Annotated in this window: 25 protein-coding genes; 16 read left to right on the plus strand and 9 right to left on the minus strand. The window is 38.8% G+C overall.

Going from position 1 to position 23,996, the window contains the following annotated elements; all coding sequences use genetic code 11:
- Positions 1-19 precede the first annotated feature (19 nt).
- The gene (gene hslO / locus MOMA_RS06015) at positions 20-961 is read right to left on the minus strand and encodes an Hsp33 family molecular chaperone HslO (protein ID WP_009501590.1); all 942 of its coding nucleotides are present in this window, start codon (positions 959-961) and stop codon (positions 20-22) included.
- Positions 962-1,129: 168 nt separating this feature from the next.
- On the opposite strand from hslO, the gene MOMA_RS06020 reads away from it, so the two are divergent.
- From MOMA_RS06020 to MOMA_RS06045, 6 genes are all read left to right on the plus strand, one after another.
- Positions 1,130-2,113 carry an amino acid ABC transporter substrate-binding protein gene (locus MOMA_RS06020; protein ID WP_040625247.1) on the plus strand — a complete coding sequence of 328 codons (984 nt, stop codon included), beginning with the start codon at positions 1,130-1,132 and terminating at the stop codon, positions 2,111-2,113.
- A 181-nt stretch (positions 2,114-2,294) separates the two neighbouring features.
- Positions 2,295-3,308: a glutamate/aspartate ABC transporter substrate-binding protein gene (locus tag MOMA_RS06025; RefSeq protein WP_009501592.1), complete on the plus strand. Its 1,014-nt coding sequence runs from the start codon at positions 2,295-2,297 to the stop codon at positions 3,306-3,308.
- Between the two features lie 141 nt (positions 3,309-3,449).
- Positions 3,450-4,211: an amino acid ABC transporter permease gene (locus MOMA_RS06030; RefSeq protein ID WP_009501593.1), complete on the plus strand. Its 762-nt coding sequence runs from the start codon at positions 3,450-3,452 to the stop codon at positions 4,209-4,211.
- The gene (locus MOMA_RS06035; protein ID WP_009501594.1) at positions 4,208-4,879 is read left to right on the plus strand and encodes an amino acid ABC transporter permease; all 672 of its coding nucleotides are present in this window, start codon (positions 4,208-4,210) and stop codon (positions 4,877-4,879) included. Before MOMA_RS06030 ends, MOMA_RS06035 begins: the two co-directional genes overlap by 4 nt.
- A 103-nt stretch (positions 4,880-4,982) precedes the next feature.
- A complete protein-coding gene (locus tag MOMA_RS06040) occupies positions 4,983-5,711 on the plus strand; it encodes an amino acid ABC transporter ATP-binding protein (RefSeq protein ID WP_009501595.1) in 729 nt (242 codons plus the stop codon).
- A gap of 113 nt (positions 5,712-5,824) precedes the next feature.
- Entirely contained in the window at positions 5,825-6,115 is a 291-nt protein-coding gene (locus MOMA_RS06045; protein WP_009501596.1) for a GNAT family N-acetyltransferase, read from the plus strand.
- Between the two features lie 105 nt (positions 6,116-6,220).
- On the opposite strand, the gene MOMA_RS06050 is transcribed toward MOMA_RS06045, so the two are convergent.
- A complete protein-coding gene (locus MOMA_RS06050; RefSeq protein ID WP_009501597.1) occupies positions 6,221-7,108 on the minus strand; it encodes a transporter substrate-binding domain-containing protein in 888 nt (295 codons plus the stop codon).
- Between the two features lie 280 nt (positions 7,109-7,388).
- Between MOMA_RS06050 and MOMA_RS06055 the strand changes: the two genes are divergently transcribed.
- Both MOMA_RS06055 and MOMA_RS06060 read left to right on the plus strand, forming a co-directional pair.
- Positions 7,389-9,281: a DUF294 nucleotidyltransferase-like domain-containing protein gene (locus tag MOMA_RS06055; protein WP_009501598.1), complete on the plus strand. Its 1,893-nt coding sequence runs from the start codon at positions 7,389-7,391 to the stop codon at positions 9,279-9,281.
- Positions 9,278-9,943: a 3'-5' exonuclease gene (locus MOMA_RS06060; protein WP_009501599.1), complete on the plus strand. Its 666-nt coding sequence runs from the start codon at positions 9,278-9,280 to the stop codon at positions 9,941-9,943. Before MOMA_RS06055 ends, MOMA_RS06060 begins: the two co-directional genes overlap by 4 nt.
- 47 nt (positions 9,944-9,990) lie before the next feature.
- Here the strand turns inward: MOMA_RS06060 and MOMA_RS06065 are convergent, their stop codons facing one another.
- A complete protein-coding gene (locus tag MOMA_RS06065; protein WP_009501600.1) occupies positions 9,991-11,028 on the minus strand; it encodes a polyprenyl synthetase family protein in 1,038 nt (345 codons plus the stop codon).
- 238 nt (positions 11,029-11,266) lie between these two features.
- Between MOMA_RS06065 and rplU the strand changes: the two genes are divergently transcribed.
- Both rplU and rpmA read left to right on the plus strand, forming a co-directional pair.
- A complete protein-coding gene (rplU, locus tag MOMA_RS06070; RefSeq protein WP_009501601.1) occupies positions 11,267-11,578 on the plus strand; it encodes a 50S ribosomal protein L21 in 312 nt (103 codons plus the stop codon).
- A 21-nt stretch (positions 11,579-11,599) separates the two neighbouring features.
- Complete coding sequence (gene rpmA / locus MOMA_RS06075; RefSeq protein ID WP_009501602.1) at positions 11,600-11,860, plus strand: 50S ribosomal protein L27; 261 nt, start codon at positions 11,600-11,602, stop codon at positions 11,858-11,860.
- Between the two features lie 118 nt (positions 11,861-11,978).
- Here rpmA and MOMA_RS06080 read toward each other — a convergent pair whose 3' ends face one another.
- On the minus strand, positions 11,979-13,214 hold the full coding sequence (locus MOMA_RS06080) for a lipoprotein-releasing ABC transporter permease subunit (RefSeq protein WP_009501603.1): 1,236 nt from the start codon (positions 13,212-13,214) through the stop codon (positions 11,979-11,981).
- Positions 13,215-13,667: 453 nt separating this feature from the next.
- Here MOMA_RS06080 and MOMA_RS06085 point away from each other — a divergent pair, with 453 nt between their 5' ends.
- Entirely contained in the window at positions 13,668-14,597 is a 930-nt protein-coding gene (locus tag MOMA_RS06085; protein WP_040625166.1) for a hypothetical protein, read from the plus strand.
- Between the two features lie 154 nt (positions 14,598-14,751).
- Here MOMA_RS06085 and htpX read toward each other — a convergent pair whose 3' ends face one another.
- The 5 genes from htpX to hflX form a co-directional block, all read right to left on the minus strand.
- Positions 14,752-15,642 carry a protease HtpX gene (gene htpX / locus MOMA_RS06090; protein WP_009501605.1) on the minus strand — a complete coding sequence of 297 codons (891 nt, stop codon included), beginning with the start codon at positions 15,640-15,642 and terminating at the stop codon, positions 14,752-14,754.
- A gap of 278 nt (positions 15,643-15,920) precedes the next feature.
- On the minus strand, positions 15,921-16,646 hold the full coding sequence (locus MOMA_RS06095; RefSeq protein WP_009501606.1) for a lytic transglycosylase domain-containing protein: 726 nt from the start codon (positions 16,644-16,646) through the stop codon (positions 15,921-15,923).
- Positions 16,647-17,072: 426 nt separating this feature from the next.
- Complete coding sequence (locus tag MOMA_RS06100; RefSeq protein WP_009501607.1) at positions 17,073-17,834, minus strand: LrgB family protein; 762 nt, start codon at positions 17,832-17,834, stop codon at positions 17,073-17,075.
- The gene (locus tag MOMA_RS06105; RefSeq protein WP_009501608.1) at positions 17,831-18,271 is read right to left on the minus strand and encodes a CidA/LrgA family protein; all 441 of its coding nucleotides are present in this window, start codon (positions 18,269-18,271) and stop codon (positions 17,831-17,833) included. The genes MOMA_RS06100 and MOMA_RS06105 overlap by 4 nt, the downstream gene beginning before the upstream one ends.
- Positions 18,272-18,485: 214 nt before the next feature.
- The gene (hflX, locus tag MOMA_RS06110; protein ID WP_009501609.1) at positions 18,486-19,835 is read right to left on the minus strand and encodes a ribosome rescue GTPase HflX; all 1,350 of its coding nucleotides are present in this window, start codon (positions 19,833-19,835) and stop codon (positions 18,486-18,488) included.
- Positions 19,836-20,054: 219 nt separating this feature from the next.
- On the opposite strand from hflX, the gene MOMA_RS06115 reads away from it, so the two are divergent.
- From MOMA_RS06115 to MOMA_RS06135, 5 genes are all read left to right on the plus strand, one after another.
- Positions 20,055-20,972, plus strand: coding sequence for a lysophospholipid acyltransferase family protein (locus MOMA_RS06115; protein WP_009501610.1), 918 nt, complete (start codon positions 20,055-20,057; stop codon positions 20,970-20,972).
- A 303-nt stretch (positions 20,973-21,275) separates the two neighbouring features.
- Positions 21,276-21,638 carry a roadblock/LC7 domain-containing protein gene (locus MOMA_RS06120; RefSeq protein WP_009501611.1) on the plus strand — a complete coding sequence of 121 codons (363 nt, stop codon included), beginning with the start codon at positions 21,276-21,278 and terminating at the stop codon, positions 21,636-21,638.
- Between the two features lie 127 nt (positions 21,639-21,765).
- Positions 21,766-22,263, plus strand: coding sequence for a PAS domain-containing protein (locus MOMA_RS06125; protein WP_009501612.1), 498 nt, complete (start codon positions 21,766-21,768; stop codon positions 22,261-22,263).
- Positions 22,260-23,006 (plus strand): phosphate/phosphite/phosphonate ABC transporter substrate-binding protein, encoded by a 747-nt coding sequence (locus tag MOMA_RS06130; RefSeq protein ID WP_009501613.1) that lies wholly within the window; start codon positions 22,260-22,262, stop codon positions 23,004-23,006. The genes MOMA_RS06125 and MOMA_RS06130 overlap by 4 nt, the downstream gene beginning before the upstream one ends.
- Before the next feature lie 287 nt (positions 23,007-23,293).
- A complete protein-coding gene (locus MOMA_RS06135) occupies positions 23,294-23,959 on the plus strand; it encodes a hypothetical protein (protein WP_009501614.1) in 666 nt (221 codons plus the stop codon).
- The last annotated feature ends 37 nt before the right edge of the window (positions 23,960-23,996 follow it).

Consider the following 23,996-nt stretch of genomic DNA (forward strand, 5'->3'; position numbering starts at 1 on the left):
TGTTGGATTTTATCAAAGATTATGCAAAAATCTCATTGATGGCTTGTGTGTCAAAACGGTAAATTTGGCCACAAAAACCGCAATCCAAGCCAATTTCACCGCCTTGTTCCGCCACAAGATTTAGAGCTTGTGTTTTGCCAAGTTGAAAAATCGCCGATGCACTTTTTTGGATTGAACAAGTACAGCCAAAACTTAAGTTGACAGGATCGGCTGTTATAACCTCTTCTTCATGATACAGGCGGTATAAAATCTCATTTGGCGGTAGTTTGGTTAATTCAGTGGCTTTTAAGGTTTTGGTTAACACAGTCAAACGTGGAAATAAATCGTTATCAATGTGTTCTTGTTCATCTTCACTGTAAGGCAACAGTTGCACCAAAATTCCGCCGGCTTGTTTGCCATCACAGGCAAGGTTAATTAGGGTTGGAATTTGTACGGATTGCTGTTGATAATGCGTTAAGCAATCCGCCAAATTATCTGCCACACGCTCCACAATGCCTTGATAACCTTCAGCCTGCATGCCAGATTGTGTGGTGTTGGATTGAATGTTGATAAATAACACGCCTCCTTTACCGAGTTTGGCAAACGCATCGTTGGCTGTGATTAAACCCGACCAATTGCCCGTCCAATCCGCCAAACCACGCACAAAACCATGACTGTCGCACTCTGCCATTGCCCAATTTAGTTGACTTGCACGATCTGTATTGTTGCTGTCTGTGTCTGTCTTGGCATCGGTGCTATTTTGTAGTTGAATTGACAAACGCCCATCAATTTTTAGCGTACCAATGAGTAGGCTTGCAGCAACCAACATTTCACCGAGCAACTTTTGCAGAGCAATTGGATAATCTTTTTGCTCAATGACTGCTTGATAACTGTCATCAAGGCGTACCACATCACCACGCACTGGGCTGTTTTTGATAAAAAAACGTTGGCGCAAATCTTGAATAGAATGAGTAGAAGACATAATTATTCCTAAAATTAACATGAATATGCTTTTAATAAGGCTTTTTTTTAAAAAATAAAGACGATGAATAGGCAGTTTAAATTTTGCTTAACTGGTATGTCGTATGAGTAAAAATGAATGACAACGCAACGTAAACATTGGCAACGCAAAAATTGTACGCAAACATTCATGCTTTTATGGCTGGTTTTGGCCTTGTTTGGTTGTGAACGCAGTGCTTTGGAGCAACAAACTTTAGAACAACAAAATGACCAACAAAAACTTGCTGCTGTCAATAATCAAACCCTTGATAAAATTCTAAGCAGTCAAACCATTGTCATCGGTTATCGTGATATGCCAGCGCCGTTTTCTTATTTGTCAAAAGCGGATAATCAGCCAATAGGTTATTCCATTGACATTGCCAATCATATTGTAAATGGCATCAAAAAAGCCACCAATAATCCAAATCTTAAGGTTGTATACAGGCCAGTTACATCGAGCGAACGCATCAGTGCGGTGCAACGTGGTGATGTGGATTTTGAGTGTAGTACCACAACAAATACCTTGGATCGTCAACGAAAAGTGGCGTTTTCTGTTGGATTTTTTGTGGTAACGCCACGGTTTTTGGCAAACAAAAACAGCCAGTTTCAAGGTTATAAAGATTTACACAATCAGACCATTGCGGTGATTGAAAATTCATCTTCTGAATACAGCTTGTTAAATTATATTGCAATCAATCAGTTGGCGGTAAAGACTTTGCGAATGACAAACAGTTATGAGCTTGAAAATGCGTTAAATACAGGCAAGGCAAATTTGGTTTTTAGTGATGATGTGTTGTTGGCAAGCAATCGCTTAAATCTAAAAAATCGTGATGATTGGGAAATTACAGGCGAGCCAAAAACGTATGAAATTTATGCGTGCAGTTTGCCAAAAAACGATGTCAATTTTAAACGTTTGGTGGACAACAGTTTGTTGGATTTGTACAGCACAGGCGGTATTTATCGCTTGTATGACAAGTGGTTTAAAAATCCAATGCCTGAGTTAAATGTGAATTTAAATCATGCGTTATCGTTACAAAATGCAGAATTGTTTGCCAAACCGAATGACGCACCATCGCTTGACAATATCACTCAAGCCACGCAGGATATTTCTAAGGCTTTTGGTATGGCGAATTGATAAAAAAGTTAAAATATTTGCATTTGTCTATTGTAACATTAGAAAAATTAAGTTACTATAACTGTACAAACCCCTTTTGGATAAATATTTTTGTTTGATTGGACGATTTACAAACAGAAGAATAATGGATTGAAAAAAGCAGGGTTGTTTGTTCAACGCAAAAAAGGATAAGGAATGATTTATGAACAAAGTGCAATTTAACAAAAAAGCTTGGGCATTCGCAACGCTTGCAAGTTTAAGTATGGGATTGGTTGCTTGTAATAAAGCTCAAGAAACAGCGAGCAATCCAGCAACAGAATCGGCTTCTACAGCCACAGCCACTGAAGGTACGCTTGACAAAATTAAAAAATCAGGTGAGATTGTTTTGGCTCACCGCGACTCGTCCATTCCATTTTCTTATATTGCTGATAAACCGAACGAACCTGTTGGTTATGCTCATGATTTACAACTAAAAGTTGTTGATGCAGTCAAACAACAGCTGAATATGCCTGATCTAAAAGTGCGTTATAATTTGGTTACCTCGCAAACTCGCATTCCATTGATACAAAACGGTACGGTAGATTTAGAATGTGGCTCCACCACCAACAACACCGAACGTCAACAGCAAGTTGATTTTTCAGTAGGGTTTTTTGAAATTGGTACGCGTTTGTTGGTTGCCAAAGATTCTGGCATTAAAGATTTTGCTGATTTAAAAGGCAAAACTTTGGTAACCACCGCAGGCACAACATCAGAGCGATTTATCAAACAAGAAAACGAAGCTAAAAAATTAGGCATTAACATTGTTTCTGCCAAAGATCACGGCGAGTCATTTTTGATGCTTGAAAATGGCCGCGCTGCAGCTTTTATGATGGACGATGTGTTGCTTGCTGGCGAAAAAGCCAAGGCTAAAGATCCAAACAAATGGGAAATTGTTGGTACGCCACAGTCTTTTGAGATTTATGGTTGTATGGTGCGTAAAGGCGATAGCGCGTTTAAAACTTTAGTAGATGACACATTAAAAGCCACTTATGCCTCGGGTGAAATTAATACCATTTATAACAAATGGTTTATGACTCCAATTCCACCGAAAAATGTCAATATGGATTTTCCAATGTCGGATAACTTAAAAGCATTGCTTGCCAATCCGCATGATAATGCCGAACCTCAAGCAGCAACTGCCACTGCCAGTGTTGCTGATGCATCAAAAGCACAGTAATTTTATCGTTATTGCAAAAAATTGCAAAAAAACTAACGTCCGTTTGGCGTTAGTTTTGCTTTTTGACAACCAAAAAAGTATGCATAAAAGCAAAATATGCATAAAAGTGGTGATAAAGACGGATAGGGCTAAGGGGAGTTTATGAATTATACTTGGAATTGGGGCGTGCTGTTTAATCAAACAGGGGTTGGTAGTGAGGTTTATTGGCAGTGGCTGGCAAAGGGTTTTGGTTGGCTGATTGTGATTGGTACATCAGGCTGGCTTATCGCGTTAATGGTTGGCACGGTTTTGGGTATTATGCGTACATTGCCAAATACCACGCCTATTAATAAAGTCGCTCGCATGCTCGGTACTGCGTATGTCAATTTTTTTAGAAATGTGCCATTGCTTGTGCAGTTATTTTTTTGGTTTTATGTTATGCCAACGTGGTTGTCTGGTGATTTGCAAAAATGGTGGTTGCAAGACATTCACCCAAACACATCGGCGGTAATTTCAGCAAGTATTGGCTTGGGATTGTTTACCGCAGCGCGGATTGTTGAACAGGTGCGTACAGGCATTGAATCATTGCCAAAAGGACAATCTAACGCAAGTTATGCCTTGGGTTTTACCACATCGCAAGTTTATCGCTATGTTTTATTGCCACAAGCGTTTCGGGTAATTTTGCCTCCATTAAGCTCTGAGATGACTAACTGCTACAAAAACGCATCTGTGGCATCATTGGTAGGCGTAGCAGAATTAATCTCCCAAACCAAAACCATTAGCGAGTACACTCAAAATACCATTGAGGTCTATGCGTTTGCGACTTTAATTTATTTGGTGTTTAATTTAACGTTGATTTTCTTGATGACAAAATTGGAACAAAAATTACGCATTAAGGGACAAATTGACGGAGGTTTGGCATGAATTTTACCGAATTACAAACAGCAATGCCTGCTTTGATGAGTGGGGCTACCATGACGATAAAAGTACTGTTTTTGGCGATTATTGGCGGTATGGTGCTGGGTACGGTGCTGGCACTTATGCGCTTATCTGGCAATAAACTGATTGCAACTTTTGCCAAATTGTATGTCAACTTTTTTCGCTCCGTACCGCTGCTTTTGGTTTTAATGTGGTTTTATTTTGCTGTGCCTATGGTGTATAAACTTATCACAGGGCAATTTTTGACGTTAGACACGGCGTTTGTGTCATGCGTGGTGGCGTTTATGGTCTTTGAGGCGGCGTATTTTTCAGAGATTGTGCGAGCGGGGATTCAGTCGATTGGTAAGGGGCAGGTAAACGCAGCCAAAGCCCTTGGCATGAATTATAACCAAACCATGCGTTATGTGATTTTACCGCAGGCATTTCGTAAAATGTTTCCGTTATTGTTGCAACAATCGATCATTTTATTTCAAGACACAACCCTTGTGTTTGCGATTGGTTTGGTGGATTTTTTCCGTGCAAGCTATGTGCGTGGCGATTTGATGGGTTTTTTAACCCAATATATTTTGCTTGCAGGTTTTGTTTATTGGATTGTGGGTTTTGTGTTGTCAAGTCTTGTCAATCATCTTAAAATGAAATTTAAAACTTCTTAATAAGGATAAAAATATGGCGGTTGTAACCAAAATTGATGACAAAACATGGATCAATGAATTTGGCGGACTGGTGTCAGATGCAGGTCATCAAAGTGATGAAATAATGATTAATATCAATAAGATAAGCAAATGGTATGGCAGTTTTCAAGTTTTGACTGATTGTACCGCCCACGTTCATAAAGGTGATGTAACTGTAGTTTGTGGGCCGTCAGGGTCAGGAAAATCCACGCTTATTAAGACGGTAAACGGACTTGAACCGTTTCAACAAGGTGAGATTTTTGTCAATGGCATTTCGGTTGGTGATAAAAAAACCGATCTACCAAAACTGCGCAGCCGTGTAGGCATGGTGTTTCAACATTTTGAATTGTTTCCGCATTTGTCTATTGTGGATAATTTAAGCCTTGCACAGATTAAGGTTTTGGGGCGTTCTGAATCAGATGCCAAACAAAAAGGCCTGGGTTATCTTGATCGCGTGGGCTTATCTGCTCATGCCAATAAATTCCCCGCTGAACTATCAGGTGGGCAACAACAACGCGTGGCAATTGCTCGTGCGTTAAGCATGGATCCGATTGCCATGCTCTTTGATGAACCAACTTCCGCCCTTGATCCTGAAATGATTCAAGAGGTGCTTGATGTGATGATTGAATTGGCTCGCGAGGGCATGACGATGATGTGCGTAACTCACGAAATGGGTTTTGCTCGTCAAGTGGCAAACCGTATTATTTTTATGGATAAGGGCAGTGTGGTGGAAAACTGTAGCCGCGATGAATTTTTTAGTGGGGCAAAATCAGAAAGAGCACAAGATTTTTTGGCAAAGATTTTAAATCATTAACAGTTGGTTGTTGGCTAATGTTTTAATCCAATTTTTTTAATCCAACTTTGTTGAGATAAGTTTTTTGATCTAAATTTTTGATATAAGTTTTTGATCTAAATTAAGGAAAAGCTATGGTGAAAGAAAAAGCGATGAAAATTGTGCATAAAGCCGACAATCAGCGTTTTGAAACCACGATTAACGGCCACACGGCTTTTTTAAGTTATGAAAAAGTGAACGAAAATACCTTGAATTATAATCATACCATCGTACCTTACGCATTGGGTGGGCGTGGCGTAGGTAAGGCGTTGGCTAAATTTGCATTGGATTATGCTTGTGATCATAACTTTAAAATTATACCAAGCTGCTCATTTGTTAAATATTTTTTAACCAAAAATCCAGAGTATGCAGATTTGGTGGTTTAGGTTTTGCCAAATTTAATGAGTTGGGTTGTGTGTTATTCAACCCAACTTAAATGTGTTTTGTTAAATGCTGTTTTGTTAAGCGATTGCTGTGCTACAAAACGGAAGTTAAGACACGCCTCCAAACCATTTTTGCATTAAACGGTCATAAGTGCCATTTTCTTTGACTTTTGCTAAGCCACTGTTTAGTTTGGTTAATAACTGAGTGTCGCCTTTTTTCACCGCGAAAGCCAAGTCTTTTTTGCCACTATTTAGATCAATGGTTTTGATTTTGATGTTTGGATATTGGGTGATGTAATAATCAAGTACGCGATTGTCGCTAATTACCGCATCCGCTTTGCCAGAAAAAACCTCTCTGACAGAAAAATAAAATGACTCTAGCGGTACAACAAACTGTTCTGAACCCGATAGCTTAAGTGCATATTCTGATGTGGTTTTGGCGTTTTTGTTTACGGCGATTTTTTTGCCTTGCAAATCTGCTGCAGTTTTGATATTTGCATTTTTTTCGTTATCAATCACGCCTGCAATTATCTCCGAACTGATGATCGGCGTGGTAAAATCCATCACTTCAGCACGTTCAGGTTTGATTGACAATGCCGATGCCCAAATGCGATATTTGTTATTATCGAGGGTTTCTTTGATTTTGGTGCGATCGTGGTGAAGAAATTGTACATTAAATTCTTCAGCTTTGCCAATTTCTTGTAACAATTCTACCTCAAAACCCGTTGGTCTGCTGTTACTGTCTTGAAATTCAAAAGGCGGATAGTTAATCTCTGAACCAACCAAAAGGGTTTCCCATTTTGGATTTGGTGTGTAATCAGAAACGGTATCGATGGCGGTTGGTGTTTCGGTTAGTGTGGAGGCTTGGGCGGAGGCGGTGTCAGTTTTTGGTTGGTTTTCGGGTTTTGAACAGCTTGCTGTTATAACCGCCACGCACAAACACGATGCCAACAATGTATTTTTTCTGCACAACACATTCTTTGAAAATAACAACATAAATTTCTCGCTAAATTAACATGAATGGGATTGGTGACTTAATAAATTGAAAACAACTAACAATAAAACAACTAACAATAAAACGACTAACAATAAATAAATAGTTAACAATAAACTATAAATTTTAAACATTTTAGCAAAAACAGTTGTAAACAGTTGTACTATTTTGTTTTATTTTGTATCAAAAATAAATCTTTTTTTCAAGTGAAATTTGATAAAATAAATCAAATTCAATTTTAAGTCTAATAAAACTAAGTCTAATAAAACAAGGAATGGTTTTATGAACAACGCTTTATTTTATCTTACCAATCCGCCCTTTGATGTGTTAACCGATAACGAACGTCAGATTTTGGCAAACAACAGCCAAATTAGCTATTTGGAACAAGATCAATCCATTCCAAATAGTTGGCAACATGATTTTTTTGTCATTATTAAAGGCAAGATTAAGCATTATGCAGACGGTGAACTGATTGCAGGATTGAACGCATCGGATTGGTTTTTTAACAAAAACACCGAAGCGGTTACATCGGAACAAACATTGTTATATCGCTTAGATGGGGTTTTGATTGAAAAAATTGCCAAAACCAATGCCAAGTTTGGTGCGTTATTGTTTGCTGATTTGTCTGCACGCACTCATGCACAAAGTGAACGTAAGGCCTTTTCTGAAACGCAAAGTTTGCTATCCATTGCTATTGCTGATCTAAAAGATCATATTAAATTGCCTAACATCATTGATGGCCAATTAAGTTTGTTTGAGGCAACCGTTGCTATGAATACCGCCCATGCCAAGCATATTTTGGTAAAAAAAACCACGGACAATCAACCAATTAGCCTGGCAAATTCCAATCCAACAAATTCCAATCCAATAAATTCTAACCCAATAAATTTACAAAACATTGGTATTTTTACCCAAACCGACGTATGCAAAGCAGTGGCGGATAATGCCAATTTTCATGCCACGCCTGTTGCCAATTACAGTTTTTTTGATGTCAAAGCCGTTCATCACGAACAAGATGTTGGCGAAGCCTTGGTTTCTATGCTGGAAAATAAAGTACACCGCTTGCCAATTATTGACGACAATGGTGATATTATTGGCGTGATTGGACAGACCGAGCTGTTAAATTTTTTGGCAAATCACACCCAAATGATTATGGCTCGCATCGAAAGTGCAACAAGTTTAGAAGAGCTTAACACAGTGGTAAATCTTATTGGTAAATATATCCGCCGCCAGTCTGAACAGGGCATGAAAGTAGGGCTAATTGCACGTGCAGTGCAAAGTTTAAATGTTCATGTGTTCAAAAAAACATGGGAGCTGATTGCACCTAAGCAGGTTTTTGCCAATACCGCTGTTTTTGTCATGGGATCGGAGGGGCGTGGCGAGCAGATTATGCGTACCGATCAAGACAATGCCTTGATTGTGAATGATAATTTTTTTGCTGATAAGCCAAATTTTGCCAAAGATTTACAAAATTATGCCAACCAATTTAACAATGCACTAAATGATTTTGGCTACCCATTTTGTGAGGGCGGCATTATGATGAAAAATCCAAAATGGCAAATGCCCTTAACAAAGTTTAAAGAGCAGATTAGCAGTTGGTATTTATCACCTGATAGCCAAAATCTGATTTGGCTTGCGACACTTTTGGACGCTTATTTTGTTTGTGGGGATAAGGCGTTGTTTGAGGCATTACGCAGGCATACGTTTGATTTTTATCAAGCGTTTCATGGCAGCAATTTTATCAATCGTTTTGCTCTACCTGGTGTACAAATTGGCAACACTGCAAGTTTTTGGCAAAAATTTACAGGTGGGGCGGACAGCGATATTGACTTAAAAAAAGCAGGCATTTTTCCCATTGTTCACGGTACACGCACGCTTGCTTTAGAATTTGGCATCACCGAAACCAGTACCAAAGCTCGGTTAAACGCCCTTGTAAAACGCGGTGCAATTGACAACAAACTTGCCAAAAACACGCTTGAGGCGTTGGAGTTTTTTCTAAGCAAACGCTTGGCTGTTTCTTTGATCACCTCCGATAAAACCGCAAGAAAAGTTAATCCAAATACTTTGTCAAACCTAGAGCGCGATCTGTTAAAAGAAAGTTTGATTGTTGTCAAGCAGTTTAGAAGTTTTATCATTCATCATTACCGCTTGGACGTGTTTGGGGTGAGTAGATGAATTTTTTTAAAAAACTATTTAATAAAAACTATAAATTTAATCATTTGCGTCGTAAGGCCTTGGCAAAACTCAATGACGATGGTTACCGCTATTTGTTTGATGATACGATGACAGATGAGTGGGTTTGCTTGGATTTTGAAATGACAGGCATCGATCCAAAGCGTGATCAGATTTTAAGCGTCGGAGCGGTAAAAATCGTTAAAGACCAGGGTTTTTTTACCTTAGACATGTCAACATCGTTGTCTATGATTTGTCGCACGCCCATTATGCCACCGCCTGCAAGCATTGTTGTGCATGGGATTCGCCCTATGGATTTAGAAGCAGGCGTGGATTATGATACGATATTAAAGGCGTTGTTGCCTTTAGTAGGCAGTCGTCCGATTGTAGGGTTTTGCCCTCAGATGGATAAGGCGTTTTTAAATGTGCAAGTGAAAAACTTCTTAGGCACAGAGCTTATCAATCCGTGCATTGATGTCAGTATTATGGAGAAAAATCACCGCCAAAAACTCATGCCAAACCCCGATATGATAGCCGAACAAAAGCATTTAACAACCTTATTGGCTGAATACAATATTCCACTGCTTCCTGCCCATGATGCCTTAAATGATGCAATCATGACCGCCATGCTGTTTTGTAAATTAATGAATTTAACTAAAATTTAATTAAAATTTAACTAAAAAATAAGTTGGTTTAAACTTAATAGATAAATTTAATATAAGCGTTGGCTTGCCAATTGCATCAAATCAAGCAAGCCTTGACGATAGATGGAGTTTGGTAAACTTAACACCGCGTTTTTTGCCAAATTGGTTTCATTGAGTGCTTTTTGACAACAATAATCCACCGCCCCTGATGATTTGACAATATGAATGATCTTGGTAATGTCTACCGCCTCACCTGTTTGGATAGCAATACGCAAGGTTTCATAATCATTTGGATTATTGGTTTTGGTAAATTCTAAGGCTTTAATTAAAGGCAATGTTGGCTTGCCCTCAGCAATGTCGTCGCCAACATTTTTGCCTAAAACGTCGCTATCACCTGTAAAATCAAGCACATCATCAATAATTTGGAAAGCATTGCCAAAATGTTGTCCAAATTTGGCAAAAGCGTCGTTAAATTCTGGACGGTTGTGCAAAATTGCCACGCCTTGACTGGATAACATAAACAAGCGAGAGGTTTTACCATCAATGATTTTCATGTAATCTTCTTCGGTTGCTTGTGGGTTGTGTTGATGTTGTAACTGCAATACTTCGCCCTCGGCAATATCGCATGTACCGTCTGAAAATAGCTTTAGCAAAGGCAATGAACCAAACTCTACCAACAGATTAAACGCCCGCGCGATCAAATAATCACCCACCAATACCGCGGTTGCATTATCCCACATTGCGTTGGCGGTCGGTTTGCCACGTCGCATTTTTGAACTGTCAATCACATCATCGTGTACAAGGGTTGCTGTGTGGAGCATTTCGGTAATTGCACCTAAGTGCATAGCTGGCTTGAACTGTTTGTCATCACAAATTCTTGAGCATAACAGCGAAATTAACGGTCGCATCCGCTTGCCACCTGCATCAATCACGTGTTGGCTTACCGACATGACAAGCTGAACTTTGGAGTTTAAACTACCAAACACTTGTTTATCCATGATCTCAAAATCACAAGCGACAATGGATTGGATTTGGGCGTAACTAATAGGATTGCTGTTTGTGTCAATGTGATGGGCGTGATTGGTAACAGTGTTTGGGGTTGGCATATTTAAAAACTCAATAAAGTGTTGTTAAAGTATTGGTGCTGTCAAAAGTTGCAAAACTTAGCAAAAATAACCGCCACTATACCACAAAAGCCTTAAAGAAAATAGTGCTAAAACCACTTGCAAAACCCTAAAAAATCAAGTAAAATTACGCCCCTATATTCTATTTATGTCCCTGTGTATCCGTTTAAAAGCATTACCGTCGGTAATCACGGTGTACGGGTTTTTTGGAGCAACTTAAATGTATGCAGTAATCAAAAGTGGCGGTAAACAACACCGTGTAACAAAAGATGAGCTTTTAAAAGTTGAACTTTTAAGAGCAGAAAAAGGTGCAACCATTAAAATTGAAGAGGTATTGATGGTTGTTGACGGTGAAAACATCAAAATCGGTCAGCCGTTAGTTGCTGGTGCAAGTGTTGAAGCAGAAGTGGTTGAATATGGTCGTGGTGAAAAAGTACGCATTGTAAAACATCGTCGTCGTAAGCACTACCACAAAGAGCAAGGTCATCGCCAATGGTATACCTTGTTAAAAATCAAAGCAATCAACGCTTAATTTATTTTTAGGAGCTAACTTATGGCACATAAAAAAGCAGCAGGTTCGACTCGTAACGGTCGTGATTCTAATCCAAAAATGTTGGGTGTAAAAGTTTTCGGCGGTCAACAAGTTATCGCAGGTAACATCATCGTTCGTCAGCGTGGCACGGAGTTTCATGCAGGCGAGGGTGTTGGTATGGGACGCGATCATACTTTATTTGCTTTAACTGATGGCGTGGTAAAATTTTCAGTAAAAGGCAAATTTAACCGCCGTTATGTAACGGTTGAAAGTGCATCTTAATTTATTATGCAGTTTAACTTGTTGATCTTAACTTGTTAACCTTAACTTATTAAGTAGTAAAACCAAAAAACCCAGTCTTATCAGATTGGGTTTTTTATTGTGGGGTTTTTTGGCCAGTTTATTCATAACGCAAAGTTTGAGCAGGTTGAATGCTTGCTGCTCGTCTTGCAGGATAAATTGTTGCTAAAAAACTAATGACAAGCGATGCCGACACGATCATGAGCACATCTTGCCATTGTAATTCTGATGGCAAATAATTGATAAAATAGGCGTCAAATAAATGCAAACCAAACGCCGTATTCACCCAGCTTACCGCATGACTTACCGACAATGCCATAATGATACCCAAAATCGTACCAAAAATTGTACCGATGACGCCAATAAACAGACCTTGCACCATAAATACTTGAGTGATAAGTTTTGGTGAGGCACCAAAGGTTTTTAAAATTGCAATATCGGCTTTTTTATCGGTAACCAACATCACAAGCGATGACACAATATTAAAAGCCGCTACCAAAATAATTAAGAATAACAGCAAGCCTACCATAGCTTTTTCCATTTGGATTGCTCCAAATAAATTACCATGCGTGGTTGTCCAATCACTTGGCAATAGCAACTTAGGCGATAAGTTGGCAGCCTCGCGAGCGACTTTTGGGGCGACAAACAGATCGTTAAGTTTCATGCGAATGCCTTGAGCACCCTCAGGCAAACGCAATAATGTACCAGCATCTTGCATTGGAATAAACGCCATAATGCCATTAACTTCAGGACTAATGTCATAAATTCCGCTTACGGTAAAGCGTTTAAAACGCGGAATTACCCCTGCAGGCGACGGCGATGCTTCTGGCAACACCAAGGTTACTTTATCACCCAGCCTCACATCAAGCGATCGTGCCATGTCTTGCCCGATGACAATGTTAAACGTACCTGCTGTAAGACTGTCAATGTTGCCCTCGTGCATGTGTTTATGAATAATAGACACGTTTTTTTCGTATTCAGGTTCAATTCCTGTTACCATAATGCCCGCAACTTGGGCGTTTACGGTAAGCATGCCTTGTAATTGGATAAAAGGGGCAACCGCTTCTACATTGGGGTTTTCATCAATTTTTTTGGCAAGTTGTTGCCAATTGGGAATAATTTCACCTGCGATCACCGTTGCTTGTGGCACCATGCCTAAAATCCGGCTTTTAAGTTCGCGGTCAAAACCATTCATCACCGACAATACTGTAATCAATACTGCCACTCCAAGCGTCAGTCCAATCATTGAAATCAGCGAGATAAACGAAATAAAGCGGTTACTACGCTCGGCTCTGGTATAACGTAAGCCCAAAAATAAAGCTAAAGGACGAAACATAAAGTTTTTACTTCCAATTTTTGCTATGAATTTATTAAGTTTAATTTACATTTTTTACATTTTTTACATTTTGTTTAAATTTGCAATTTGCAATTTGCTAAAAAGTTGTTGGTGATTAGCTGTTTTACAAAAAATGTTATAGTTTGGCATATTTTAACCCAAAAAGGTATTGTTTTTTTATGAAGATTCACAAAATTTTGCAAATGATGATGTGGTTGTCAAAAGTTGCCAAAAATTACCCAAAAATTTGGTTTTTGTGAAAAATTTTTTGTGAAAAATCATGCTTAATGGGTGAAAAAAAATTAACCGCCCCCATTAACAATCTGTTAAAGCAACAACCTGTTAAAACCGACAGCACAAATCAAATTAAACATATCAAATTAAATATAAATTAAAACCGCGTAAATTAAAACCGACCGCGTAAATTAAAATCGATAGCACAAAAGGCTTTTCATGATGACCAATTCGCCAGATATTATTTCACTAAACTGTGAACAAGCTGTTGGACATGCCGATCATTGGGCGTGTTTTACCAACAATATTTCACAAGACATACCAAAATGGCTTGCCGAACATATTGACAGTGCAACCTTGCCAACACCGCTTAAGGCAGATGTGCAAAAACCTTGCATGTTGTTGTCAGGCAATCAAGCCATTCATCTAAATCAGGTTATTGAGATAGACGAGCAGGGTAGACCGTTGCGTTTTGTCAATGCCTATCCTTGTATAAACAGTCCGTATACACAGTGGGCGGTGATTGAAAGTGTGTATCACTGCAAAGAGCAAGTCGAAGCAATTTTACGTTTAAAGTTAGATGATGGTACGATTTTGTACGCATTTGATACCTGTTATGCGATGAATGCTCAATGTTATGAAAAAAATCAACGTTATCGGATCAATCTTGGAGCACTGGCTTATCAGGTAAAGCCGAGCAACCGTTCAGAGGTGATTGTGGTGGATCAGCCTGATGCCATTCGCTATCATCGTGCTTTTAACGATATTTTGGCAAAAAATAACAATGTTGCCCCTATGGATTTAGAAGATCAAATTGCCAAATGGCAACCTGATCCTGCAGATTTGCCACTTGAACCAATTGAAATTAATGTGGGCAATATGTGTGCGTATTTGTTTGGTGATACGCTTGGACAACAAGACGAAGCGTGGTGTCAAGGACAAGTTGTTGGCAAACAAACCACAGCGTTTGATGGCATTGAATTTGTATTGTTGGACGTGGTGATTTTGCGTGAAAGCCTTGAAAACCCTGTGGTTATTCGCATGGCGGTGAATGTAAACGATATGGATAAATCCATTGAGGTCAATGATTATATTCAAGCCAATATTTGGCTACAAGCTACGATTTATCAGAAAAACCAAACAACTTAATCATTTTTAAAAAATTTACATATTAAAATAAAAATTTAGCCCAACAATATACATGATTGGGCTAAATTTTTTGGCTAAGCGATTGATTTTTAGCGATTGATTTTTTGTTTGAATTAAATCAATTGTTCATGAAAATTATGCGTGTTCATGAAAATTACGCGGTTAGTTTTTGCAAACTTGCAATTCTGTCATCTAAACTCGGGTGGCTTGCAAACAATTTAGCCAAGCTAAAACCTTCAGTTTTGCCCTCGTTAATTGCCATAGATTTCATATTTTCTGGCAAATAATCAGGGTGCCCGCTGGCAGGTTTTAGCATGTTTAACGCTGCGATCATTTTGTCGCGTCCTGCTAATTTTGCACCCATTTCATCGGCACGAAACTCACGATAACGCGAAAACCACATCACAATTGCACTTGCTGCAAAACCAAACACAATATCCAGTACAATTGTGGTGAGATAATAGCCAATGCCATAACCTTCTTCGTTTTTAAACACCGCTTTATCTACAAATTGACCGATAATGCGTGCAAAAAACATCACAAATGCGTTCATAACACCTTGTACAAGTGCCAGTGTTACCATATCGCCATTGGCAACATGTCCAATTTCGTGGGCGAGAACTGCCTCTACCTCGTCTTGATTCATGGTTTGTAGCAATCCTGTCGATACGGCTACTAAGGCTTGGTTTTTATTCCAACCAGTTGCGAACGCATTGGGCGACGGATTGTCAAAAATTCCCACCTCTGGCATATCAATGTTTACCGCTTCGGCTTGACGGCGCACGGTTTCTATAAGCCAAATTTCCATTGGATTGCTTGGATTTGTAATAATTTTTGTGCCTGTTGAGCGTTTTGCCATCCATTTTGACAAAAACAACGATACCAATGAGCCGATCATACCATACATAAAGCACATTACCATCAGCCCTGTCATGTTGCCATGACCTACATGAATGCCAAATACTTGGCTTAAAATCATCATGACAATGCCAAATACCACCATGACTGCAATATTAGTCAACAAAAATAGACCAATTCTTAACATAACATTGTTTCCTATTGAAACCTAAAATTAAACTTAAAACCTAAATTATTAAACCTAAACTATTAAACCTAAACTATTAAAACCTAAATTAAAACAAAAAATAAGCAAAATTGCCATGTATCAAAACGAAAATATAAGGTAAAAAACCCAAATTAACAAGTAAAATTTTGCAGATTATTGTATTTTTTAGTAAAAATTTTGCAAAACAAAGCACAAAATCATCAAAGTACAAAAACCAGTCATTAACTGGTTTTTGTCAAACAATCAGCAACTAAAAATTAATGTCGTGCTTGTAAGTTTGGATCATTGCGATATAAATTGTGATAACGGCTAACCACGCGTTTTACATAATCGCGTGTTTCACGAAAAGGCGGAATGCCACCGTATTTTGATACATTGCCCTCGCCTGCGTTATAACCTGCAATGGCGTGTTCCAAATCAGCAAAACGCTCGGTTAAATATTTGATGTATTTGGCCGCCCCTTCAATGTTTTGGGCGGGATCCCATGCATTGGCAACGCCAAATCGTCTGGCGGTAGCAGGCATTAACTGCATCAAACCTTGAGCGCCGACTGGTGAGCGCGCGTTTGGATTAAAGCCTGATTCGGTGTGCATCATTGCTTTCATCAATGCAGGATCAACGCCATGACGCAAAGCTGAGGTTATGATTAGATTGTCATAGGCATTGCGATTTTTGCTGCCACTGGCAGGCACGGAGGATTCGGTTTTGCCCCAGTTGCTGTAGCTATGCACGTTGGTGTCTGGGTAATAGGTTACTTTTACCGTTTGGGTGAATTTGGAAAAATTCTCGCCTGTTGGTTTGCCATTATTGACCACATTGGTTAATAGCACTTGCCCTTTGTTGTCTTTAAACACATACATATTGGCAGCATGGGCAATGTTTGTTGCACCAAATGTCAATAACAATGAACAGGGCAACAATGAACAAGATGTTAAATGAGACAAAAATAAATTAAGCAAAAATCGTGTCTGTTTTACAAACATGAATTAACCTTTTCACAATCGGACAACTTAAAAATTTGACAACAAATAATCAACCAAAAACAACAAAAATCTTTCAACAACAATTCTAGCAATAATTGCAAGTACAGTCTTTTTAATAATAACATGATTTTGCAAAAAAAGCGAAAATTTTTGTTAAAATGAATTTGTTAAAATGAAAATGAATTTTTAACGTAATAAAAAAACAAAAAATAAAAAAAACAAAAAAATTGCTTGATTTTTCTAAGTGTATGATTTTTTTAGCAAAAAAGCAACATTAAAAATTGGTTAAAAAATGTACAATTTTAGCCAAAAGCCGATAACGATAAGGGTTAAGTTGTCAAATTTTTTAACTTATCCACAAGGTTATCCACAGATTTTGTGGAAATTTTTATAACTTATTGATTTTAAATAAAAAATTTAAGCGGTTTAGGCCGATTGCCAAGCCAAATATACAAGCGGAAACCAAATGGCGGTGATGATGCCATTGACCGCCAATCCAAAAGCTGCGTAACGCCCAGCCAGTGGGCTAATTTGCCACGCTTCTACTGTACCAAATGCATGAGCAACCAAGCCTAACGCTAAGCCTTTGGCACGTTCATCGGTTACGTCTTTGAGTAAAAATTTGCCTGCAAACGCTCCCATTAAGCCCGAAATGACGATGATTAAATTCACCATAGCAAGCGGCGCGTTGACAAGTGTTGCGATATTAAGCCCAATTGGTGTGGTTACCGAGCGAGAGGAGAATGCCATAATTGTGTCATGACTTAAGCTTAAACCTGTTGCCAATAACATGGGAAATAAAGCCCCAGTTGTGGTGGCTAATACAATGATTTTGCTAAGTTTTTTTAAAGGAATGCCCTCAAAATTTAGCGATGCCAGTGGGATAGCAAGCATGACGGTTACATAGCCGAGCAAATGTCCAAACAAAGGTTGAGCAAGGTCATAATAATGACGATAGCCCCATTTTGTTAAAAATAAAAACAACAATGTTAAGCAAATTGCAAAAATAATTGCAGGAATAACATTAAATTTGGCATTTAATAGCCTGGAGCCAATATGAGCACCCAAGGTTAACAATACCGCACAAATAAGCATCATACCTGAACTGATATTTTGTAGGTATTCTGGCGGTAAATTGGTGGTTAAACCACTTAACATAAGGCCGGTTGGCACAAAATTTGCTATCATTGGCTTTCTCCTTGTGTGGCTGATGAGGCTTGTTTTTGGCGTCTGCTTAAACTTTTGCCATTAAGCCACCTTCCGGCCAAATGTCCAATTGCCCATAGCGGAAGCAGAGTGCTAATTGCCATAATTGCAAACATGCGCCAAAACTCGTCGCCCAAATTAAACATAAGCAAGCCTGCCCCTGCTGAAATGGGCAAAAATGCAAAACCGCTGTCTTTAAGCCAAATGTTACTGGATTCGGTAAGCCAAGTGGGTAAGCCTTTGGTAAAGCGCCAAATGATGAGTAAAATTAACATAACCACCATGCCAATAATATTACCCGCCGAGCCTAAACCAAGCGGCTCACTTAGCCACATACAGCCCTCGCGCACCACAATAACCAACAATAATGTGGCAAGCATCGGTAAAAACCGCTGTTTTACGTTGGCAAAATTTGGCATAACAATCACTCTTTACTTTCAATTTTTTTACTTGAATTTTGGGTTTATGTTGTTTTGTGGGGAGGGTGGCTTTGCAACCTGCCGATTATGAATAAAATCAATAATAAACCAATTAAACCAATGAATAAATCAATTATAGTCAATCAATCTTAAAAATTATAGTAAAAAATGATTGGTATTTTATTTAAAAATACCATCAGTCAAATTTGGCATCTTAAATGTTAGGAATCTCAAATGGTTCTGGGGGTGGTATTAGCCGTGCGATATCAGTTGGTGCCAAGACATCATTGGCTAAAATTTTGTGTTGTCCGAGCAATTGACGCAAACGATTGTTGGCAAGGCGTATATTGACGAGGGTATTGCCTTGTTCATCGTAGTTTAGTTGCCAAATCACGCCCAAATCGTGTAAATGATTTAACAATTGTCCACTGTTTGGCAAGGTTGGAGCTATGGTTAGTTGATAGTTTTGTAGATCGCCTGCGATAAGCTGTTGCACGGCTGTGGTTAATTTGTCTATGCCAAGTGCGTTTTGTGCTGAAATATAGACGCGGTTTGGTTGATGGTTGTCGCTGTAACCAATGTGTGCAGGCTTGCAGGTTAAATCAATTTTGTTAAACACATTTAAGACAGGCACGTTGTTTTTAATTTGGCTTAATACGCTTTTTACGGCATCAATTTGTTCGTGCATATCTTCGCGACTGCTGTCAATGACGTGTAGCAATAAATCCGCTTCCAAGGTTTCTTCTAGTGTGGCATGAAAGGCTTCTACCAATTCATGTGGCAAATGACGTACAAAACCTACCGTATCCACCAAAATCACCGAACCAAGTCCTTTCCAGTTGACGTGGCGTAAAGTTGGATCTAATGTGGCAAAAAGTTTATCAGCTGCGTAAACGGTTTCATTGGTCAAATGGTTAAATAATGTTGACTTTCCTGCGTTGGTATAGCCCACAAGCGAAATGGTTGGAATGTCGGATTTTTGTCGTTTGGCACGCCCTTGAGCTCTGGTTTGCTTGACTTTATCCAGTTTGGTGTTAAGTTGATTGACACGCACTTGTAACAAACGGCGATCGGTTTCTAACTGGGTTTCACCAGGGCCACGCAAGCCAATACCGCCTTTTTGTCGCTCCAAATGCGTCCAACCACGCACAAGACGCGTTGCCAAATGATTGAGTTGGGCTAATTCCACTTGCAGTTTGCCCTCATAAGTTCTGGCGCGTTGGGCAAAAATATCCAAAATCAATCCTGTGCGATCAAGCACACGACATTTTAGCAAACGTTCCAAATTTCGCTCTTGTGATGGGGTTAAACTGTGATTAAAAATCACAATATCTGCTTCGTGTAGCGTTACCAATTGGGCAATTTCATCGGCTTTGCCTGTACCGACAAAATATTTGGCATCAGGTTTACTGCGCCTGCCTGTAACGAGTGCTTGCTGAATTGCTCCTGCCGACTCAACCAAAAGTTGAAATTCTTCCAAATCGTCAGGATCGGTTAAATGGGTTAGGGTTAGATGTACCAAAATGGCATTTTCACCGCCTTGATGTCGCTCAAAATATTGCAAATGTAGATCCTTTATATAGTATTGTTTGTATTATATGGTAACAATTGGCAAAATTACAATTGTTAAATTACTGTTGTTAAATTACTGTTGTTAAATTGTAGTTGTTAAATTGTAGTTGTTAAATTACAGTTGTTTTGGTGCGTTGTGGTGATTTTTTGTCATGCTTTTTTGTAAAAAGATTGTTATAATAAAAAACATTTGTTAACAAAAAGGTCATATATGCCAATGCAAACGAAGAAAAAACTCAAGCCCAACAATGTCAATAACGCTAATATCAATAACAGCAACACCGATTATAAAAGCACAATGACAAACCTGGTATTTGGCACTGCCAAACAATTAATAAAACCAAAAAACTACACACCGTCCGCAATAAAAACCCAGCTTTCTCGCAGCAAACGCGTGGCTTATGCCTTGGTTTCCTTGGCAAAGGTGAGTAAAACCGCCTATGAGATCGATCAGAAATCAAATGTCACCAATCAAGAAATTATTGCAGCCATTCAAAAATTTTGTTTGGAGTTTTGTCAATCCATTCGATTAGATGTGGTTGCAATAAAACCCATTCCGCAAGATCATGCGTTATGGACAAGCAACCATATTTCGTGGCTGGATATTCCGGTAGTGGGTAGCATTATTCCGACGTTTTTTTTGTCAAAAGCTGAAATTGCCCAGTGGCCACTCATTGGCTGGCTTGCACGTACGGGCAATACACTGTTTATTCAGCGTGGTTCTGGTGATACAGGCAGTGTTGGCGAGCAGATGGCTAAGTTTTTACAAGCAGGATCGCCTGTGGTGTTTTTTCCTGAGGCAACAACCACAAACGGTCGATCCATTAAAAAAATTCATGGCAAATTATTGCAATCAGCGATCGACACGAAGGTGAATATTCAGCCAATTGTAATTGCTTATGTGAACGATAAAGGCAAGCTTGACGACAGCATTCCTTATTTTGGTGATATGAGTTTTTTGCAAAGTATCAAACGCGTGCTTGACAATCACCCTGCCAAAGCCTATGTTTTGCCACTTGATCCAATCAGCCCCATTGGTAAAAGCCGCGATGAATTAACTTACGCACTTCAGCAGGCTATGACAGACGGTTTGGCAAAATTGCACAAACAAGTGTTAATCCAAGATTAATTCTAAGATTAATCCTAAAATTATTCACCAAATAACAATGACAAACTCAACAAAAAATTGGGTAAAAGTGATAAAAGTAATGAAATGAACGATAATTGGTGATTTTTGCCACAATTTTTTGGTGAAAACTGCTTTAAAATCGGTTATAATCGAGAAATATTTTTAAACAGTTGGTTATCAATTGCTAACAATCAGCGGTTGTTAACAACTTTTTAGTAAGATGGGATTTTAATTGGATTTTATTTTTTAATAAACAATTAAAATATGATTAAAAATTAATAACAAAACTAAAGGACAGTCGCCATGCGTACCGAAATGTTTCAACAAGTATTAAATGATTTAAACAGTTCATCATCAGATGTAGAAGCATCTGCATTGATTTCAACCGACGGTTTGATGATAGCATCAGCCTTGCCAGTGGGTATTGATGAAGACCGCGTTGGTGCGATGTCAGCTGCTTTGCTATCACTCGGTGATCGTGCAGGCCGTGAATTGGCTCGTGGTACAATCGAGTGTGTTATGGTGCAAGGTGAAAAAGGCTATGTCATCATGTCATCATCAGGTTCTGAAGCGGTATTAACTGTTTTAACCAAGCCAAATGCAAAATTGGGCTTGATATTTTTGGATATTAAACGTGCGTCAGAAGCCTTGGCAAAATTAATTTAATTGATTGGCGTTTTTTGATAAATTTGTTAAATTTAACATGAATTTTTAACATTGATTTTTAATATTAATTGTTTTTAGCATTAATTGTTTTTTAATATTAATTTTAGGGCTAATTAAGGAATGAACAATGACAGTGATTGAACTTCCAGATATGCAAAAACCTGCAGGCGACAGCAAAGAGTATCGGCTAAAATTTAATGACAATAGCGAGCGTACTGTGTATGCAACCAGTAATGAATTGCCGTATCCTGATGGAAAATTGATTGTTTCGCGTGTGGATTTAGATGGTGTGATTACGCATGCCAATGATGCGTTCGTGGATATTAGTGGTTATACACGCGATGAATTGATCGGAAAACCGCACCATATTTTGCGTCACCCAGAAATGCCAAAATGGGCGTTTAAAGACTTGTGGGAGACGGTAAAATCAGGCAAAAAATGGCATGGCTATGTAAAAAATTTGTGCAAAGATGGCAGTTATTACTGGGTGTATGCAACCGCTGTACCAAACGTGCGTCGTGGTGAAACTGTGGGTTATACCTCGGTGCGTCGCAAACCATCGCGTAGCAAAATTGCTGAAACAGAACAACTGTACGCCAAAATGCTACAGGAGGAGCAGGCATGAAATTGAACTTATTAATTGCTCTGGATTTTGCCCCAGAGCGTTTTGCAGGTTGGCATATGCTTAACACTTTGTTACAAAAGCGTGCAGGCATTCATATGCACCTACTAACCCCTGCCAATCACCAAGAACAAACGCAAATGATTGACGAAGGTGATGTGGATATTATTTATGCCAATCCATTTGATGCGGCTCATTTGATTCGCGAAAAAGGCTACCGTGCCGTTGCTCGTCCCAAAAACAAAGCCAATGAAATGGTAATTGCCACTAAAGCTGAAGGTGCATTTAAGCAACTTGATGAACTAAAAAAAGGCTGTAAAGTTGCGATGGCGGACAATCGCGATGTTAAATTAATTGGCTTGCGTTTGCTAGAAGCGGTGGATTTGGCAGAAAATGACATTGAATGGAATATTACCGAAAACTACCAAGCGGCTGCTCGCGAGGTGATTAAAGGCAATGCCGATGTTGGTTTTTTCTTATCAGAGGTGTATCACAGCTTGTCGCGCTTAACCTTGTCGCAACTGCATATTTTGATCGAAAGTGATTTAAGTGATATTACTCATGTTGTGCTTGTCAATGAAAAAATGACAGGCAATCAAGAGGCCTTGCAAGCATTAATGGGATTGACCGCAGATACTGAAGGGCAGGAAGTGTTGGCAGAGCTTGGTATAACCGCAGGTTTTGAGCCAATGACCGAAGAAGACGGTGAGTTTATGATTGATTTAATGGACACGTTGCTGGACTGATGTTGTATTAATGCAGTTGGATTGATCCAATTTGTTGATTTGTTAATTTTAAACAAAAATCCATTAAAGCGTCATTTATCAGGCATGAATGACGCTTTTTTATGACAAAATGTTTAGTTGCACTAAAGTTATGCTAAAATAGCACAATTTTACCCTGATTATTTATTACTCTGATTGTTTAAGGTGTGATAAATTGGCAACATGCCTTAAGCGTTGCATTTTTGTTATCCATAAATTTTGTTTTTGTAAATTTTTTTATAAGTTTTTGTTATTCATAAGGAATTTGTATGTATTCATTGTCGGCACATAGCCGTAAAAAACACAACAAGCATTGGATAAACTACCGTTTTTATAGCCGTCAAATCATCAGTCAACCGATGAATATGGATTTGCATACCAGTCGCGTTATGACGGCAATGGAGCTTGATGAAAAAGAGCCGCTACAGGGTGCGTTGACCGATATGTTTTTTGGTTGTTGGTATGATGTGCCTTATTTTGGTGAACGCATGTTGTCTCAAGTCAAAGAAAAACTCAATCCAAAAGTAATCGAAGGTTATGAAGAGTGTATTAATAATAAAAAATATATTTTAGAAAGCAGTGTGCTTGCGACGCGTTGGAGCGTGTTGGTTTCGCCGTCTATGTCGGTATTTGACAACCAAATGTTTGTATCGCCTGATGATTCGCGTTCTGTGGCTGCCATCACCATTTCGGCGTTGCTTGATGCGTTAGAAGATTATGAAGATGACCCTGAAGAAGTTGGGGCGGAAATTGTTGCAATTGAAGAAGAGTTTTTTAAGCATTGCTTAACAACCGACGATCGGTTGGCGTTTACCATTGTGTGGTGGGAATTGTCTAAAAGCAAATGGCAGTTTAGTGAGCATTGGACAAAAACGCGTCATGCTTTTGAGGAAAAAATGCGCCAAAAAAATGATAATAAAGAAACAAAAAATTGATGAAGCGTAAGTGTCAAAAACGTAAATATGTGCTGAT

Source organism: Moraxella macacae 0408225 (assembly GCF_000320365.1).
Lineage (GTDB): Bacteria > Pseudomonadota > Gammaproteobacteria > Pseudomonadales > Moraxellaceae > Faucicola > Faucicola macacae.